13 protein-coding genes are annotated in these 16,412 nt (G+C 59.1%); 12 read left to right on the top strand and 1 reads right to left on the bottom strand.

The genetic code is table 11. The features are described from left to right. The first annotated feature begins 6 nt into the window (after positions 1–6). From steA to Q7F15_RS11480, 4 genes are read left to right on the top strand one after another with little or no spacing between them, the layout of a single operon-like run. Entirely contained in the window at positions 7–1,143 is a 1,137-nt protein-coding gene (steA, locus tag Q7F15_RS11495) for a putative cytokinetic ring protein SteA (RefSeq protein WP_438286240.1), read from the top strand. Positions 1,144–1,155: 12 nt separating this feature from the next. After that, positions 1,156–1,716, top strand: coding sequence for a copper transporter (locus tag Q7F15_RS11490; protein WP_230076858.1), 561 nt, complete (start codon positions 1,156–1,158; stop codon positions 1,714–1,716). Next, the gene (locus Q7F15_RS11485; RefSeq protein WP_304414383.1) at positions 1,700–2,392 is read left to right on the top strand and encodes a glycosyltransferase family 2 protein; all 693 of its coding nucleotides are present in this window, start codon (positions 1,700–1,702) and stop codon (positions 2,390–2,392) included. The genes Q7F15_RS11490 and Q7F15_RS11485 overlap by 17 nt, the downstream gene beginning before the upstream one ends. Beyond that, positions 2,377–3,252, top strand: a complete 876-nt coding sequence (locus Q7F15_RS11480) for a UDP-N-acetylmuramyl pentapeptide phosphotransferase (protein WP_304414382.1) — start codon at positions 2,377–2,379, stop codon at positions 3,250–3,252. Before Q7F15_RS11485 ends, Q7F15_RS11480 begins: the two co-directional genes overlap by 16 nt. Positions 3,253–3,275: 23 nt before the next feature. On the opposite strand, the gene Q7F15_RS11475 is transcribed toward Q7F15_RS11480, so the two are convergent. Beyond that, positions 3,276–3,539, bottom strand: a complete 264-nt coding sequence (locus tag Q7F15_RS11475; RefSeq protein ID WP_171565701.1) for a DUF2627 domain-containing protein — start codon at positions 3,537–3,539, stop codon at positions 3,276–3,278. Positions 3,540–3,689: 150 nt separating this feature from the next. On the opposite strand from Q7F15_RS11475, the gene Q7F15_RS11470 reads away from it, so the two are divergent. From Q7F15_RS11470 to Q7F15_RS11435, 8 genes are all read left to right on the top strand, one after another. Further along, positions 3,690–5,756 carry a sigma 54-interacting transcriptional regulator gene (locus Q7F15_RS11470; RefSeq protein ID WP_171565585.1) on the top strand — a complete coding sequence of 689 codons (2,067 nt, stop codon included), beginning with the start codon at positions 3,690–3,692 and terminating at the stop codon, positions 5,754–5,756. Positions 5,757–5,982: 226 nt separating this feature from the next. Further along, positions 5,983–7,074 (top strand): Glu/Leu/Phe/Val dehydrogenase dimerization domain-containing protein, encoded by a 1,092-nt coding sequence (locus tag Q7F15_RS11465; RefSeq protein ID WP_171565584.1) that lies wholly within the window; start codon positions 5,983–5,985, stop codon positions 7,072–7,074. Positions 7,075–7,233: 159 nt separating this feature from the next. Further along, positions 7,234–8,655: a dihydrolipoyl dehydrogenase gene (gene lpdA / locus Q7F15_RS11460; protein ID WP_171565583.1), complete on the top strand. Its 1,422-nt coding sequence runs from the start codon at positions 7,234–7,236 to the stop codon at positions 8,653–8,655. Between the two features lie 27 nt (positions 8,656–8,682). Then, positions 8,683–9,675 carry a thiamine pyrophosphate-dependent dehydrogenase E1 component subunit alpha gene (locus tag Q7F15_RS11455; protein ID WP_171565582.1) on the top strand — a complete coding sequence of 331 codons (993 nt, stop codon included), beginning with the start codon at positions 8,683–8,685 and terminating at the stop codon, positions 9,673–9,675. A 12-nt stretch (positions 9,676–9,687) separates the two neighbouring features. Beyond that, entirely contained in the window at positions 9,688–10,671 is a 984-nt protein-coding gene (locus tag Q7F15_RS11450) for an alpha-ketoacid dehydrogenase subunit beta (RefSeq protein ID WP_212132385.1), read from the top strand. Between the two features lie 32 nt (positions 10,672–10,703). Then, positions 10,704–12,065: a dihydrolipoamide acetyltransferase family protein gene (locus Q7F15_RS11445; RefSeq protein WP_171565580.1), complete on the top strand. Its 1,362-nt coding sequence runs from the start codon at positions 10,704–10,706 to the stop codon at positions 12,063–12,065. Between the two features lie 232 nt (positions 12,066–12,297). After that, complete coding sequence (locus Q7F15_RS11440; RefSeq protein ID WP_171565579.1) at positions 12,298–14,418, top strand: copper amine oxidase N-terminal domain-containing protein; 2,121 nt, start codon at positions 12,298–12,300, stop codon at positions 14,416–14,418. Between the two features lie 315 nt (positions 14,419–14,733). After that, positions 14,734–16,386: an acyl-CoA mutase large subunit family protein gene (locus Q7F15_RS11435; protein ID WP_304414381.1), complete on the top strand. Its 1,653-nt coding sequence runs from the start codon at positions 14,734–14,736 to the stop codon at positions 16,384–16,386. Positions 16,387–16,412: the final 26 nt, after the last annotated feature.

The following is a 16,412-nucleotide window of genomic DNA, read 5'->3' as shown; positions in this document are numbered from 1 at the left end:
ACCGGCATGTTTGCATGCACGGCGACGATCGCGGCCGACCGTAAAACCAAACAGCTGTGCAAACGGCTTCAGCCCCGGCAAATCGCCCTGGTGGACCATGCCGATGTCGATGAGATGGCGGCCCATTCGCTGCTGGAAGCCAACGTGCAGGCCGTGATCAACCTCTCCCCATTCATGACCGGCACCTACCCCGCCGAAGGGGCGAGCAGACTGCTGGAAGCAGGGATTCCCATGTACGAAGTCGTCGGTGGACACAGCAGTCTGGTGGAGGAATTGGACGGAAAACGGGCGGCAGTGTCGGGCGATGCGCTGCTGGTGCACACTGACGGACAGTGGCGTCCGGTTGCCTCCGTGCGGGCCGTCACCGCTGATGAGATCGCGGCAAGGCGAAAGGAAGCGGATGACCGCCTGGACGACGTGCTGGCCGCGTTTATCGACAACACCCTGCAGTTCGCCGAACGGGAAAAGGAACTGTTTCTCCATCCGCTGCGCAAGTTGCCCTTGGTCACGCGGATGGCAAACCGGCATGTGGTGGTGGTCGTGCGCGGCCGGCATTATCGGGAGGATTTGCGGATGCTTTCCTCCTACATCCGCGAGTGCCAGCCGGTGCTGATTGCTGTGGACGGCGGGGCGGACGCGTTGATGGAATGCGGCTACACGCCCGATCTGATCGTCGGGGACATGGACAGCATCTCCGACCGCGCCCTGTGCTGCGGGGCGGAGGTAGTGGTCCACGCTTTTCCCGATGGCAGCGCGCCCGGACGGGAGAGGGTCGAGGCGCTGGGGCTTCCCTATCACCTCCTGCCCGCGCCGGGGACCAGCGAAGATGTCGCAATGCTGCTCGCCTACGAGGAACAGGCGCAGCTGATCGTCACGATTGGCTCGCATTCCAATATGATTGACTTTTTGGAGAAAGGACGCAAAGGCATGGCCAGCACCCTGCTGGTACGCACCAAAATCGGGCCCAAGCTGATCGATGCCAAGGGCGTCAGCCAGCTCTACCAGCCGCGCTGGTCGTGGAACTGGTGGGCGCTGATGATCGCCGCCACCCTCGTTCCGGTTGCGGCCGCTCTGGCAATCAACCCGGTCGCCCGCCACGCCGTGCAAATGTGGTGGATGCAGTGGCGCAGTTGGGCGTTTTAGGAGGCGGCGGAATTGATTCACTTTCGTCATCACCTGTTGTCGCTGGCTGCAGTGTTTCTCGCATTGGGGATCGGCATCCTGCTGGGAGGAACGGCCGGGCAATCGTGGTTTGCACTGAAGGAACAGGAAGTGTTGAAAAACATGGAAGCCAAGTACGACCAGGCGCTGCGCAGCAACAGCGAGCTGAAGCAGCAGCTAAACCGTATCTTGGCGGAAATGGAGCGGAACCACGAAGAAATGGAACAGCTGCTGGCCAGCCGCTATGCCAATGAACTGAAGGGGAGCAGCGTGTACGTCTGGCATGCCGATCAGCAGCAATTGCTGCGGCTCAAGCAGATATTCCGCTCCGTCGGGGTAAACGTGCTTGCCTACCGGGAGGGAAGCATACCGTCGGACGGGCCGCTGTTGGTCTTTGGCCCTGTCCAGCCGGACTGGCTGTCGACGCTGCCAAACGACTGCCGCTGGCTGTACGCCGAAGAGGTGCCCGATTCGCCGAGCAAACAGTGGGGATTGCTGGAGAACGTGCAAAAGCTGCTGACGGAAATGAGGGAGGCGCGTGAAAAAAACAGTTAGCGTAGTAATTCCCGCCTATAACGAGGCCGACTCCATCGTGTCCACGCTGCAGGCTGTCCGCGAGCACGTCATCTGTGACGAACTGATCGTCGTCGATGACGGCAGTACGGACGGCACGGGAGCACTGGCGGACAGTTGGGCCGATCTGGTAATCCGATTGCCGCGCAACCAGGGCAAAGGGGCAGCGCTGCAGACGGGCTGGCGGCGTGCCGCTGGCGACATCGTGCTGCTGTTGGACGGCGATTTGCGGGAAAGCGCGGGAGAAGCGAACCGCCTGATCGCTCCTGTCCTCAGCGGCGTCTGCGACATGGCAGTGGCCGTACTGCCCGCGCCGGCGCGAAAAGCGGGCGTGGGATTGGCAAAAGGATTGGCGCGTCACGGCATCCGGCTGCTGACCGGGTATCGGGCCCAGGCGCCGCTGTCGGGGCAGCGGGCCATTCGCCGCCAGGTGTTGGAACGCACGGGGCGTCTGGACAAGGGCTTTGGCATCGAAGTCGGATTGACCATTGATGCGCTTCGGGCCGGGTACCGGGTGCTGGAGGTGCCGGTTGCGTTTTCCCATCGGGAGACCGGAAATGATTGGGCTGGTTACTGCCACCGGGGAAAAGAATTTTGGGCGATAGGCCGGGCACTTGGCCGCAAATGGTGGGAGGGAAGCGTGTGGACGCGAAACTGATGGCGCTGCTTTTTCTCGGCGTCGTCGTCCCCGCGGTCGGGCATCGCCTGCTGTTTGCCGCATGTTTGCGGATGCTTAACAGGAAGGGAATGATCCGCAAAAATTTCAGGGACGAAGACGTGATCACCGGGGGAGGCGTGGCAGTGTTTTGTTATGCAGCCGCTGCGCAGGCGGCGATGCTGCTCGTCTGCCTGTTTGCCGCCGAAGCGTCAGCCATGCTGCGCGTGGGCGTCTTGTTTCTGGCCGGTTCGGCGTCGATGGCGTTTTGGGGCTGGCTGGACGACTGCAGTCCCGACAAAGCGGTAAAAGGCTTCCGCGGCCACTTCGGCGCGCTCTGGAAGGAACGGCGCATGACCAGCGGCATGTGGAAAGCGTGGGGAGGCGGGAGTACGGCCCTGTTGGTCAGCCTCGCCCTTTACGGGGAGACGCTGTCGGCGCTTGCAGCAGCCGGTCTGCTGGCGCTGTCGCCAAACGTACTCAACATGTTTGACCTGCGGCCGGCGCGCGCGCTCAAGGTGTTTGCGCTGCTCGCAGCTGTGGCTGTGGCAGGCGGGGCGTTTGCTTCAGGAAAAGCTCCCTGCTGGGTGTGGATGGTTCCCGTGGCGGCTGCTGCTGCGCTGGTGTTTCGGCATGACGCCGCAGGCCGCCTGATGCTGGGAGACACGGGGGCCAACTATCTGGGGTTCGCGGCTGGATTCAGCCTTGCGACCAACCTGTCGTTTGCCGTGCAAATTGCCATGCTGCTCGTGTTTGCAATCCTCCACCTGTTGGCGGAATTCGTCTCCTTTTCCCGCGTGATCCAATCTGTCGGCTGGCTGAACCGGCTGGATCAGTGGGGCCGGCCGGCTGAAACGAAATAGAACCAGGTCGTCACGGCCTGGTTCTAGTCTTCGTCGTCTTCCGGATCGCGTTTCATGAAGCGGGGCTGTACGCGGTTCCGCTTCCGGTCGTGGTGCAATATAAACCCGCCGATAAAGCTGACGGGGCCTGCGAACAGCACGAGTCCGAGCAGCAGCTTTCCCCAGAGGAAATCTGCATCGGGTGTTGCGGAGTAAAAAAGCGCATCGCGGATCAGTTTGATTCCGTACATGGCAAGCGCTGCGGGAATGACCATGATCATAAGCGCGATTAGTTTTTGGCCGATCAAGGGCGTGTTCACCCCTTTCCAACGTGCTCCCTTCCCATCATAATGGATGGGTCGCCCCTTGTCCAACGGAACATGCGCCTGTCCAACCGGGCGCGCATGGGGTACAATGGTAACAGTCTGATTTCTGATTGGTGGAAAGAGGGATCGCGCATGCACAAGCTGCTCATCGTCGGGGCCGGCCGGGGCGGAACGGCGCTTCTGCGGTTGTTGAGCAACATGGAGGAGATGACGATCATCGCCGTGGTGGATGAGCGCAGCGACGCACCGGGACTGGAACTGGCCCGATCACTGGGCATCGAGGTCGGCACAGATTTTCGGCCGTATCTGTCCAGGGATGTGGACGTGATTCTGGAGGCGACCGGCAACCAGGCGGCCTATGAAGAGATCCTGCGCCTCAAACAGGAAAAGACGGCGCTGATTCCAGGGACGTTTACCAGCATCATCATGAAGCTGATCAGCGAGAAGGAAGCGCTGATCGCCGCGCTGACGCAGAACCAGCGGGAGCGGGAGACCATGCTCAACTCCACCCATGATGCGATCATCGCCGTCAACCGGCAGGGGATCATCACCCTGTTCAACAGGGCAGCGGAACGGCTGATGGGACTGGAGGCAGCAGATGTGCTGGGGACAGTCGCCTCGGAAAAGATCCCCAACACGCGCTTACATATCGTATTGGAAACGGGGCAGCCGGAGCTCAACCAGGAGCAGGTGCTGCCCAATAAGACGCGCATCATCACCAACCGCGTTCCTGTTCGCAACGAACAAGGCGAGGTGGTGGGCGCCGTCGCCATCTTCCGCGACATTACGGAAATCATGACACTGGCGGAAGAAGTGACCGACCTGAAAGAGCTGAAAAGCATGCTGCAGGCGATTATTCATTCGTCTGACGAGGCCATCTCGGTCGTAGATGCCAAGGGAAATGGCCTGCTGATCAATCCCGCGTATACCCGGCTGACCGGTCTGCAGCCCGAAGACATCATTGGCAAACCGGCAACGGTGGACATCTCCGAAGGGGACAGCATGCACATGCGTGTGCTGAAGACCAAAAAGCCGGTTCGCGGCGTACATATGAAAGTGGGACCGAAACGAAAAGACGTCGTCGTCAACGTGGCCCCGGTCATGGTGGACGGTGAGCTGAAAGGCAGTGTCGGGGTGATCCACGACGTATCGGAAATCAAACGGCTGACGGAAGAGCTGGAACGGGCACACCAGATCATCCGCACCCTGGAAGCCAAGTACACCTTTGCCGACATCATCGGCTTCAGCGAGCCGATGCGGGCGGCAATCGAACAGGCGCAAAAGGCAGCCTTGACCCGGGCGACCGTGCTCTTGCGCGGCGAATCGGGGACGGGCAAGGAGCTGTTCGCCCACGCCATCCACAACGCCAGCGAACGGAAGTACAAGCAGTTCATCCGCGTCAACTGCGCAGCGATCTCGGAGCATCTGCTGGAGAGCGAACTGTTCGGTTACGAGGAGGGAGCATTTACAGGCGCGCGGCGCGGCGGCAAGCGGGGCTTGTTCGAGGAAGCCAGCGGCGGCACCATTTTTCTCGATGAAATTGGCGAACTGTCGATGAGCATGCAGGTCAAACTGCTCCGCGTTCTGCAGGAAAGGGAAGTGGTGCGCGTCGGCGGGACCAAGGCGATCGACGTCGACGTCCGCGTCATCGCGGCCACTCACGTCAATCTGGAATCAGCGATCCAAGCGGGCCGTTTTCGGGAAGACTTGTACTACCGGCTCCTCGTGGTGCCGATCTATATCCCGCCGCTGCGGCAGCGTCTGGAGGACATACAACCGCTCGCCATGCACCTGCTGCGCAAGTACAATCAGGAATACGGACGCAACGTCGAGGAGATCGCCCCGGAGACGCTGCGCATCCTGCTCTCCTACCACTGGCCGGGCAATGTGCGGGAGTTGGAAAACGTGCTGGCCCGGGCGATGATCCACATGCGGATCAGCGAGCGGGTCATCCTGCCGGAGCATCTGCCTCCGCTGGAGCGAAAAAGCGGAAACCACGGCGGACAGCGACAGGAGACTGCCGCCACCACGGGTAAAACGCTGAAGGAGGCGGTGGAAGAAGCGGAGCGGCAGCACATCATCCACGAGCTGACAGCCGCTCGCGGCAACCGCACGCTGGCGGCCAAACGCCTGGGGATTTCAATCCGCAGCCTGTATTACAAGCTGGAAAAGCTGGGGATTACCGAGGAGCAGAGCTGAGCGAGACGAGCGTGCATTTTTTTGCATGCAACCTTTTGCTCGTTTGTGCAAAATATTGCGCAGGAAATTGCCAAGCCCGAATGGCTCCTGCACAAAATTGAAGCGCTTTCATTTTCTCTTTCGATGGCATGACTGTTGCATTATAAACCAATCGGGAGCAGGCAGAAGAGTTCTCTCCGCTTGACTGCCGGATTGCAAAGACGAAACATACTAGGGAGGTTTCCTCATGAACATCTTCGAATACATGCATAAATACGACTACGAGCAGCTTGTCTTCTGTCAAGACGAGAATTCCGGTTTGAAAGCGATCATCTGCATTCACGATACGACACTGGGGCCGGCCCTGGGCGGCACGCGCATGTGGCCATACAAGTCCGAGGAAGAAGCAATCATCGACGTGCTCAGGCTCGCCCGCGGGATGACCTACAAAAATGCGGCGGCCGGCCTCAATATCGGCGGCGGGAAAGCCGTGATCATCGGCGATCCGCGCAAAGACAAGAGCGAGGAACTGTTCCGGGCCTTTGGCCGCTACATCCAGGGCTTGAACGGCCGCTACATCACCGCCGAGGATGTGGGAACGACCGTGGCCGACATGGACATGATCCATCTGGAAACGGACTTTGTCACCGGCGTCTCTCCGGCGTTCGGCTCCAGCGGCAACCCCTCGCCGGTAACCGCCTACGGCGTATACCGCGGCATGAAGGCAGCCGCCAAGCTGGCGTTTGGCAGCGACGACCTGTCGGGCCGTGTGGTGGCGGTGCAGGGCGTGGGCAACGTGGCGTACAACCTCTGCCGCCATCTGCATGAAGAAGGTGCCCATCTGATCGTGACCGACATCAACGAGGAGAACGTCAACCGGGCCGTCGAGGACTTTGGCGCGAAAGCGGTCGGCGTCAACGAGATTTTCAGTGTCGAGTGCGACATCTTTTCGCCGTGCGCGCTCGGGGCGATCATCAACGACGACACGATTCCGCTGCTAAAGGCGAAAGTGATCGCCGGCGCGGCCAACAACCAGTTGAAAGAAGAACGGCATGGCGATATGATTCATGAAATGGGCATCATCTACGCGCCGGACTACGTCATCAACGCGGGCGGCGTGATCAACGTGGCGGACGAACTGCAGGGCTACAACCGTGAGCGGGCGCTGAAAAAGGTGGAGACGATCTACGACAACATCCTGAAGGTATTCGAGATTGCTGAACGCGACGGTGTACCGTCCTACAAGGCAGCTGACCGCATGGCGGAAGAGCGCATCGCCAGCGTCGCCAAATCCCGCAACACATTCCTGCGAAACGGCAAGACTGTTTACCACCGCTAATACCGCCGTTTGACCGGCGGCTTTTCCGGGAGCGCCCGCGGCAGCGCTGCGGACGCCCCGATACATACAGCCGAGTGAATGTTCAAATTCGCCGGACGCGATACCGGACGGTGGAGTGGTCCTAAGCTGCTCCCCCACGGACGAAAGGAGATGGAACGCATGTCACAGGAATTTGATCTCGTCGTGTTGGGAGGCGGGACAGGCGGTTACGTCGCGGCGATCCGCGCCTCCCAGCTGGGGATGAAAGTGGCGATCGTCGAAAAGGAAAAGCTGGGCGGCACCTGCCTGCACCGAGGCTGCATCCCCTCCAAGGCGCTGCTGCGCAGTGCCGAGGTGTACGCGACGCTGAAGGAAAGCGACAAGTACGGCATCTCGGCCGACAGTGTAGGCTACGACTTCCGCAAAGTGCAGTCGCGCAAGCAGGGGATCGTCGACCAACTGCACAAGGGCGTGCAGTACCTGATGAAAAAAGGGAACATCGCGGTCTTTGAAGGGATCGGCCGCGTCATGGGCCCGTCGATTTTTTCGCCGCAGGCAGGGGCTGTGCGGGTGGAAAAGCCAAACGGGGACCAAGAGATGCTCGTCCCCCGCTTTTTGCTCATCGCCACCGGTTCCCGCCCCCGGACGCTGCCGGGCTTGACGATTGACGGCACAGCAGTGGTCACCAGCGACGAAGCGCTGCAATGGGAAGAACTGCCGTCGTCTGTCACAATCGTCGGCGGCGGCGTGATCGGCATTGAGTGGGCCTCCATGCTGAACGACTTCGGCGTCGAGGTGACGGTGGTGGAGTACGCCGACCGGATTCTGCCGCTGGAAGACGAGGAGATCAGCAAGGAGATGACCCGCCTGCTGAAAAAGCGCAAGGTGAACATCGTCACCGGGGCAAAGGTACTGCCGGAGACATTGGAGAAAGCGGACGGCCGCGTCTCGATTCAGGCAGAGACGGCCAGCGGCGTGCAGACGTTTGCGGCCGAAAAGCTGCTGGTATCCGTCGGGCGGCAGGCCAACGTGGAAAACATCGGTCTGGAGGCGACGGAGATCAAAGTGGAGCGCGGCGTGATCGTCGTCAACGAGCACTTTCAGACGGCAGAGCCGCATATCTACGCCATCGGCGACGTCATCGGCGGGCTGCAGCTTGCTCATGTGGCCTCGCACGAAGGCATCCTGGCCGTGGAGCACATGGCTGGTCTCAATCCGGAGCCGCTGGATTACAGCAAAGTGCCAAAGTGCACATACAGTCGGCCTGAGGTGGCCAATGTCGGCCTGACGGAAGCGGAAGCGCGCCGGCAGGGGTACGACGTAAAGGTCGGCAAATTCAGTTTCAAACCGTTGGGGAAAGCACTCGTCCACGGCGAAAACGACGGCTTTGTCAAGGTGGTGGCCGATGCGAAGACCAACGATCTTTTGGGCGTGCACATGATCGGCCCCCACGTGACGGACATGATTTCCGAAGCGGGACTGGCCCGCGTCCTGGATGCTGCTCCGTGGGAAATCGGCCATGCCATACACCCGCATCCGACCCTGTCCGAAGCGCTCATGGAAGCGGCGCTGGCAGTGGACGGCAAGGCGATTCACATTTAGTGCGATTAGCAAGGAGGGTATCCGACGATGACAACCAAGCGTCATGAACAAGTGGGCTTGACGGACGCGCAGGTATTGGACATGTACTATTACATGCTCCTGGCGCGCAAGATTGACGAACGTCAATGGCTGTTGAACCGGGCGGGCAAGGTGCCGTTTGTCATTTCCTGCCAGGGGCAGGAAGCGGCCCAGGTGGGAGCAGCCTTTGCCCTGCAGAAGGGAAAGGACTACCTCTGCCCGTATTACCGTGACCTCGGCGTGGTGCTCGTCTTCGGACAGACTGCCCGGGACTGCATGCTGTCGGCGTTCGCCAAGGCGGAAGACCCGAACAGCGGCGGCCGGCAGATGCCCGGCCACTTTGGCGGCAAGAAGTGGAACATCCTGACCGGGTCCAGTCCGGTGACGACGCAGGTGCCGCACGCAGTGGGCATTGCGCTTGCCGGCAAAATGCAAAAGAAGGACTTCGTCGTCTACACGTCGTTTGGCGAAGGCTCCAGCAACCAGGGGGACTTCCATGAAGGGGCCAACTTTGCCGGCGTTCACAAGCTGCCCGTCATCTTCTTCTGCGAGAACAACAAATACGCCATCTCCGTGCCGTTGAAAAAACAGCTGGCCTGCGAAAGCGTGGCAGACCGGGCGATCGGGTACGGCTTCCCAGGCGTCAGCGTGGATGGCAACGATCCGATTGAAGTGTACCGGGTAATGAAGGAAGCGGTGGAGCGCGCACGCTCCGGCGAAGGTCCGACGCTGATCGAAGCGGTCATGTACCGCCTTGTCCCCCACTCCAGCGACGATGACGACCGCACCTACCGGACGCGTGAAGAAGTGGAAGAAGCGAAGAAAAAAGACCCGATCCTGCTGTTTGGCCGATACCTGCGAGAAGTGGGCCTGATGGATGATGAAAAAGAGCAGGATTTGCTGACCCGCGTGCAGATGGAAGTGGACGAGGCGACAGAGTATGCGGAAAACGCACCGTATCCGACGCCAGAATCGACACTCACGCACGTGTACGGGGAATAAGGGGGTATCCAGATGGCAGTCATTTCGTTTATTGATGCGATTACCATGGCGATGCGCGAGGAAATGAGGCGTGATCCCAACGTGTTCATTCTCGGCGAAGACGTCGGCGTTCGCGGCGGAGTGTTTCGCGCCACCGTCGGTCTGATCGAAGAGTTTGGCGAAGAGCGCGTCATCGACACGCCGCTGGCGGAATCGGCCATCGTCGGCGTGGGGATCGGGGCGGCGGCGTACGGCATGCGCCCGATCGCGGAGATCCAGTTTGCCGACTTCATCATGCCGGCTGTCAACCAGATCGTCAGCGAAGCGGCGAAAATGCGCTATCGGTCCAACGGCGACTGGCACTGCCCGATTACAATCCGCGCCCCGTTTGGCGGCGGAGTGCACGGAGCGCTGTACCACTCCCAATCCGTAGAAGCGATGTTTACCAACGTGCCCGGTCTGAAGGTGGTGGCGCCGTCCACGCCGTATGATGCCAAAGGCCTTCTGAAAGCGGCGATTCGCGACGACGACCCTGTCCTCTTTTTCGAGCACAAGCGCTGCTACCGCCTGATCAAAGGGGAAGTGCCCGAGGACGATTACGTTCTGCCGATCGGCAAGGCGGACGTCAAGCGGGAAGGGACGGACATCACGGTGATTTCGTACGGCCTGACGCTCCATTTCTGCCTGCAGGCGGCGGAAAAGCTGGCCGAAGAAGGGATCAGCGCTCACGTGCTCGATCTGCGCACGCTGTATCCGCTGGACAAGGAGGCGATTGCGGAAGCGGCCGCCAAGACGGGCAAGGTGCTGATCGTCCACGAAGACAACAAGGAAGGCGGCGTCGGCGCAGAAGTGGCTGCCGTGATTGCCGAACAATGTCTGTTTGACCTGGATGCGCCGATCAAGCGTCTGTGCGGCCCCGACGTACCGGCCATGCCGTACAGTCCGCCGATGGAGAAGTTTTTCATGCTCAACCCCGACAAGGTACTGGAAGCGATGCGGGAACTGGCGCATTTTTAGGGGTTCAATAAGGCGATAGGAGGACCGTGGACATGGCAACAAAAGTGCTTATGCCCCAGCTTGGCGAAAGCGTGACCGAAGGCACCATCACCAAATGGCTGGTGAAGGTGGGCGATGTGGTCAAGAAATACGATCCGTTGGCCGAAGTGACGACGGACAAGGTAAATGCGGAAGTGCCGTCCACCGTCTCCGGTCGGGTTACGGAGATCGTCGTGCCCGAGGGTGAGACGGTGGCAGTGGGGACGCTGATTCTGTACATCGAAGAGGAGGGCGGCGCGGCTGAGCCGCAGACTCCAGCGGCAGCGGATGTGAGCGCGGCAGCTGATACCACAGTTTCGGCCGAGCCTGTCAGCGCGACGCCGAATGCCCCGTCCCGACCGGCAGCAGCCGCCAAACAGCAGGGCGGCAAGCAGCGCTATTCACCGGCCGTATTGCGTTTGGCGCAGGAACACGGGATTGACCTGTCCCGCGTACAAGGTACCGGACTGGGCGGACGTGTGACGCGAAAAGACGTGCAGGCGATTATCGACGCGGGCGGTCAGCCGCCGGCAGCGGCCGAGACTCCGGCAGCGGCAGCACCTGCCCAGCAGCCTGCTGAGGTTGCGGCGGTGAGTGCCCCATCCGCTCAGCACGCTGCTCCGGCTGTCTCTGCACCAGCAGCGACAGGTGCGAACGCCTTTGACATCCCGGTGGCACCTGGCGATCAGATCATCCCGGTGACGCCTGTGCGCCGGACGATTGCCAATCGGATGGTGCAGAGCAAACATGAAGCTCCTCACGCCTGGACGATGGTGGAAGTGGACGTGACCAACCTGGTCAACTTCCGAAATCAGGTCAAAGAAGAGTTCAAGCGTAAAGAAGGGGTAAACCTCACCTTCCTGCCGTTTTTCATCAAGGCCGTGGTGGAAGCGCTCAAGGAATACCCCATGCTCAACTCCACCTGGGCGGGCGACAAGATCATCGTCAGGAAAAACATCAACATCTCCATCGCCGTAGCGACGGAGGATGCGCTGTTCGTACCCGTGATCAAGGATGCGGACCAAAAGTCGATCCTCGGCATCGCCAAATCGATTGAGGATCTGGCGGCCCGTACGCGCGCCGGCAAACTGACGATGGATGACATGTCAGGTGGCACGTTCACTGTGAACAATACCGGCTCGTTCGGCTCCGTATTGTCCATGCCGATCATCAACGCCCCTCAGGCGGCCATTCTCAGCGTGGAAGCGATCGTTAAACGCCCGGTGGTAATCGACGACATGATCGCCATCCGTTCGATGGTAAACCTCTGCCTCTCGCTGGACCACCGCGTGCTCGACGGCCTCATCTGCGGCCGTTTCCTGCAAAGCGTCAAGCAGAAACTGGAGGCCATCGGCCCCGATACCAAACTGTACTAGCCAACGTGACCAAAGGCCAGATTCACGTAGGAATCTGGCCTTTTTGCATGGCAGTAAAAAATTTTTGTTACCGGTTTGTAACTTTTTGCATACATCCGTCGTCATAGCTTAATGAACCGGTTATGTTTGCCATTTTGCCAGAACAGATTCCCTCTGTTTCGTATATATGGTAAACTGAAAGCGGTTCGACTAGAAAAGTTTACTAGATTACGAGAAGCATGGGAGGACGAACATGGAGAAGAGCAAAAAGACACTTCCAATCGTGTTGGCTACTGCGCTTGTATCCACGCCGCTGGTGGCGAACCCGCCATCCGCATATGCAATCGAAGACCTGTCCGTTGAGCCGGAGGACGATACGGCTGGCGAAGAAACAACGTATACGATCGACTTTACGCTGGAAAAAGATTTGAAAAAGGGCGATGTCATCTACATCAGATTTCCCAAGGACTTTGATGTCAGTACCAAAATTGATGAAGACGACATCGATGCCAATGTGGATATCAAAAAGGTCAGAGTCTCCGGCAGAACGATCGAGATCACTGTAGACGAAGCCGTGGATAAGGGAGATGATATCTCGATCGACATCGAAAGCGGCATCACCAACCCGGATGACGACGGATCTTACACCGTCTCTGTAAAAACGGACAGGGAATCGTCCTGGGAGGACTACAAGGTCAAGATTTACGAAGACAGCAAAAGCAGCTCGGGGAAAAGCAGCGAATTTGACGTGTCCATCAACCGTACGACTGAAGGCGACACGGCCAAATACGAGCTGGGCCCGATCAAATTGAAGGACAAACTGACCAAAGGTGATTGGATCACCGTCTACTTCCCGGATGAAGACATGCTCCCGAACAAAATCAGCACGGACGATGTGGACATCAACGAGTATGAACCTGACGACGTCAGAATTTCCGGCAAAAAAGTGGAACTCAAGGTGCCGTCCAAAGCCGCCGGCAGCAAATCATTGACCATCACGTTCTACGAAGCCGCGGGAATCGAGAATCCGGATGCAGACGACGACTACGTGATCGAAGTCAAATGGGATGGCACTACATACAAATCGGAAGAATTTGAAATCAAAAGTTCCAGCTCCAGTTCGACCAGCGGTTCGGGGGACTTCAGTATTACCCTGTCCGACTCCGGTGTGGGAGCGCGTTCCAGCTATACGTTTGAAGCCGACTTCGGCAGCAAGAAGCTGAATTCCGACAGCGACGTCATCGTCGAATTCCCGTCCGCCGACATGATCCCGGGCATTCTCAATCCGTCCGACTTTTCCATCAACGGAAAAACGCCGCGCAAAGTAGCGCCTGCCGGCAACAAAATCTACCTGACCACGCCGAGCAACTTCACGTCTACCAGCAAAGTTAAAGTGGACATCTCGTACGATGCCTGGCTGACCAACCCGAAAACGGCGGGAAGCTACCAGCTGAAGATGACGGTGAACGGCAAGACAATCACGTCCAAGCCCTTTACCATCTCGGGTACTGGCTCGACGACCACGAACCCGACGCCGGCAACAGGCACGCCTGCCCAGGTAAACAACAGCACGTCTACCATTTCGCTGACCAACACGGCCGTAGGCGCGGCGACCGGTATCAACATCGCGATCAAGGGCGTGTCGATGCCGCTGTACAAGCAGCGCGACTTCATCGAGATCGTGTTCCCGGCGGGTTACCGCGTGCCTGCCTACATCGCTCCGGCAAACGTCACGGTTAATGGCGTGGCTGCCAATTTCGTCGCTGTTCGCGGCCAAAACGTGCTGGTTTATCCGGCACAAGACATTCCGGCTGGCGGCGCGGCCAATGTCGTCATTGGCGCAGGTGCCAACATCGTGAACCCGGCGACGAAAAACACGTACAGCATCAGCGTGTTTACGTCTGAGGAAAAAGGCCTGCTGTTTGCTCGCTCCGTTGGTGTAGGCGTGCCGGCACCGGCACAGACCCCGGCACCGGCGCAGCAGCAGCCTGCGGTTACCGTTCCGTCGAACGCCGCGCTGTTTAAACTGAATACGGCATCGTTCACACTGCACGGCAAGACCTACCCGCTGCAGGTGGCGCCATACCTGGCCAACAACAGCACGACAATGGTCCCGGCGCAGTTCTTTAAAGAAGCGCTGGCGCTTACTACCATCTGGAACAACAACACCGTAACGATTGTCAGCGGCACGACCCAGATCAAATTTACCGTTGGCGCCAATACTGCCCGTGTTGGCAGCAAGGAGGTAACTCTGCCCACGCCTGTCGTGCTGAAAAACAACATGCCGATGATCCCGATCCGTTTCGTGAGTGATACGCTCGGCTACAAAGTCGGATGGGATGCCAAAACATCCAGCGTGTTCGTTTACCGCTAATCCCCGGCGAGCACATACAAAAACCCCCTTCCACTGTGGAAGGGGGTTTTACTTGGTACGGTACCGTGTCCGCCCGTCTACGGTTGAAAGTAGAAAAACATCGGGACGACCAGTGCAATCACCAATACGATTACCAATACCTTGGCAAACAGGGACTGATTCCTCATCATTACTACCTCCTGAACCGGGCCTTGCAAAAAATTGCTTCACGAAAAGTGGAAATTGTCGCGTTATTGTATACTTCGCTGTGCTAGAATTGGAAGGGGGAGCCTTTGATTCCTCCTGCCGATTACACATTGAAACGGGGGTTGACCGGTGACTACAAAAGATTGTACCGAACTGTACCGGAAGTGGCAACAAGAGCTGGCCGAGCGTCTGGCAAAGACGCCGGAGCGCAAACAGCGCTTTGCCACCTCGTCGGACATTGAAATAGATCCGCTGTATGTGCCGGATCAGATTGATGACGCTTACATGGAAAAGATTGGTTTCCCAGGCCAATATCCCTACACTCGCGGCGTTCAGCCCAACATGTACCGCGGCCGCTTGTGGACGATGCGCCAATACGCCGGATTCGGTTCGGCGGAGGAGACCAACAAACGCTTTCGCTACCTGCTGGAACAGGGACAAACCGGGCTCAGTGTAGCGTTTGACCTGCCAACGCAGATCGGGTACGACTCCGACCATCCCATGGCCGCCGGCGAGGTGGGCAAGGTGGGGGTGGCGATCGATTCGCTCGAGGACATGGAGACCCTGCTGGCGGGAATTCCGCTCGACAAGGTGAGCACGTCAATGACGATCAACGCACCCGCATCCGTGCTGCTGGCAATGTACATTGCCGTGGCCGAAAAGCAGGGGGTACCGTCGGAAAAATTGTCGGGCACGATTCAAAACGACATTCTCAAGGAGTACATCGCGCGCGGCACGTACATCTTTCCGCCAAAACCGTCGATGCGGCTGATTACGGACATCTTTGGCTACTGCGCCAAACACGTGCCCAAGTGGAATACCATTTCCATCAGCGGCTACCACATTCGGGAGGCCGGGTCCACCGCCGTGCAGGAAGTCGCTTTTACGCTTGCGGACGGCATCGCCTATGTGGAAGCGGCGCTGCAGGCCGGACTGGACATCGATCAATTTGCGCCGCAGTTGTCGTTTTTCTTCAACGGGCACAACCACTTCTTTGAGGAGATCGCAAAATTCCGGGCAGCACGCCGGATGTGGGCGCGTCTGATGCGGGAGCGTTACGGGGCCAAGAATCCGAAGTCGTGGCAGTTCCGCGTCCACACCCAGACGGGCGGTTCGACGCTGACTGCGCAGCAGCCGGACAACAACATCGTTCGCGTAACCATCCAGGCCTTGGCCGCAGTGTTGGGCGGCACGCAAAGCCTGCACACCAACTCGCGCGACGAGGCGCTCGCCCTGCCGACGGAGGAGTCAGCGCGAATTGCGCTCAGAACGCAGCAGATCATCGCTTTTGAAAGCGGTGTGACCGACACTGTCGATCCTCTGGCCGGTTCGTATTACGTCGAGTATCTGACGGACCAGATTGAGTCCAGAGCGCTGGAATACTTGGAGAAAATCGAGCAGATGGGCGGAGCGGTGGCTGCCGTGGAAGCGGGCTACATGCAGCGGGAAATTCAAAAACAGGCCTACGAAACGCAGCGGAAGATCGAATCGGGCGAAGAAAAAGTGGTCGGCATGAACTGCTTCCAACTGGAAAACGAGCCGCAGCCAGAACTGCTTCGCGTCGATCCGGCTTTGGGCCGCAAGCAAAAGGAGCGCCTGGATGCGCTGCGGGCGCGTCGCGACAACCTCGCTGTTGAGCAAACGCTCAATCGGTTGAAAGCGGGCGCGGAGGGGACGGAAAACCTCATGCCGCTGATCCTGGAGTGTGTCCGCAACTACGCCACCATCGGCGAAATCTGCGGCGTGCTGCGCGAGGTGTTCGGCGAGTACCGCGCCGTATAGGGACAGCCGCTGTCGAGGATTCAGAA

The organism is Brevibacillus aydinogluensis, assembly GCF_961514395.1.
In the GTDB taxonomy this organism is placed as follows: Bacteria; Bacillota; Bacilli; order Brevibacillales; family Brevibacillaceae; genus Brevibacillus; species Brevibacillus aydinogluensis.
Note: the sequence above shows the minus strand (reverse complement) of the source record. Positions and strands in the feature narration are given on the sequence as shown.

Bases quoted from the DNA above. Each gene is read 5' to 3' on its own strand.
- lpdA (WP_171565583.1), top strand. From the start codon at position 7,234: ATGTCACAGGAATTTGATCTCGTCGTGTTGGGAGGCGGGACAGGCGGT.
- Q7F15_RS11440 (WP_171565579.1), top strand. From the start codon at position 12,298: ATGGAGAAGAGCAAAAAGACACTTCCAATCGTGTTGGCTACTGCGCTT.
- Q7F15_RS11470 (WP_171565585.1), top strand. From the start codon at position 3,690: ATGCACAAGCTGCTCATCGTCGGGGCCGGCCGGGGCGGAACGGCGCTT.
- steA (WP_438286240.1), top strand. From the start codon at position 7: ATGTTTGCATGCACGGCGACGATCGCGGCCGACCGTAAAACCAAACAG.
- Q7F15_RS11455 (WP_171565582.1), top strand. From the start codon at position 8,683: ATGACAACCAAGCGTCATGAACAAGTGGGCTTGACGGACGCGCAGGTA.
- Q7F15_RS11450 (WP_212132385.1), top strand. From the start codon at position 9,688: ATGGCAGTCATTTCGTTTATTGATGCGATTACCATGGCGATGCGCGAG.
- Q7F15_RS11465 (WP_171565584.1), top strand. From the start codon at position 5,983: ATGAACATCTTCGAATACATGCATAAATACGACTACGAGCAGCTTGTC.
- Q7F15_RS11445 (WP_171565580.1), top strand. From the start codon at position 10,704: ATGGCAACAAAAGTGCTTATGCCCCAGCTTGGCGAAAGCGTGACCGAA.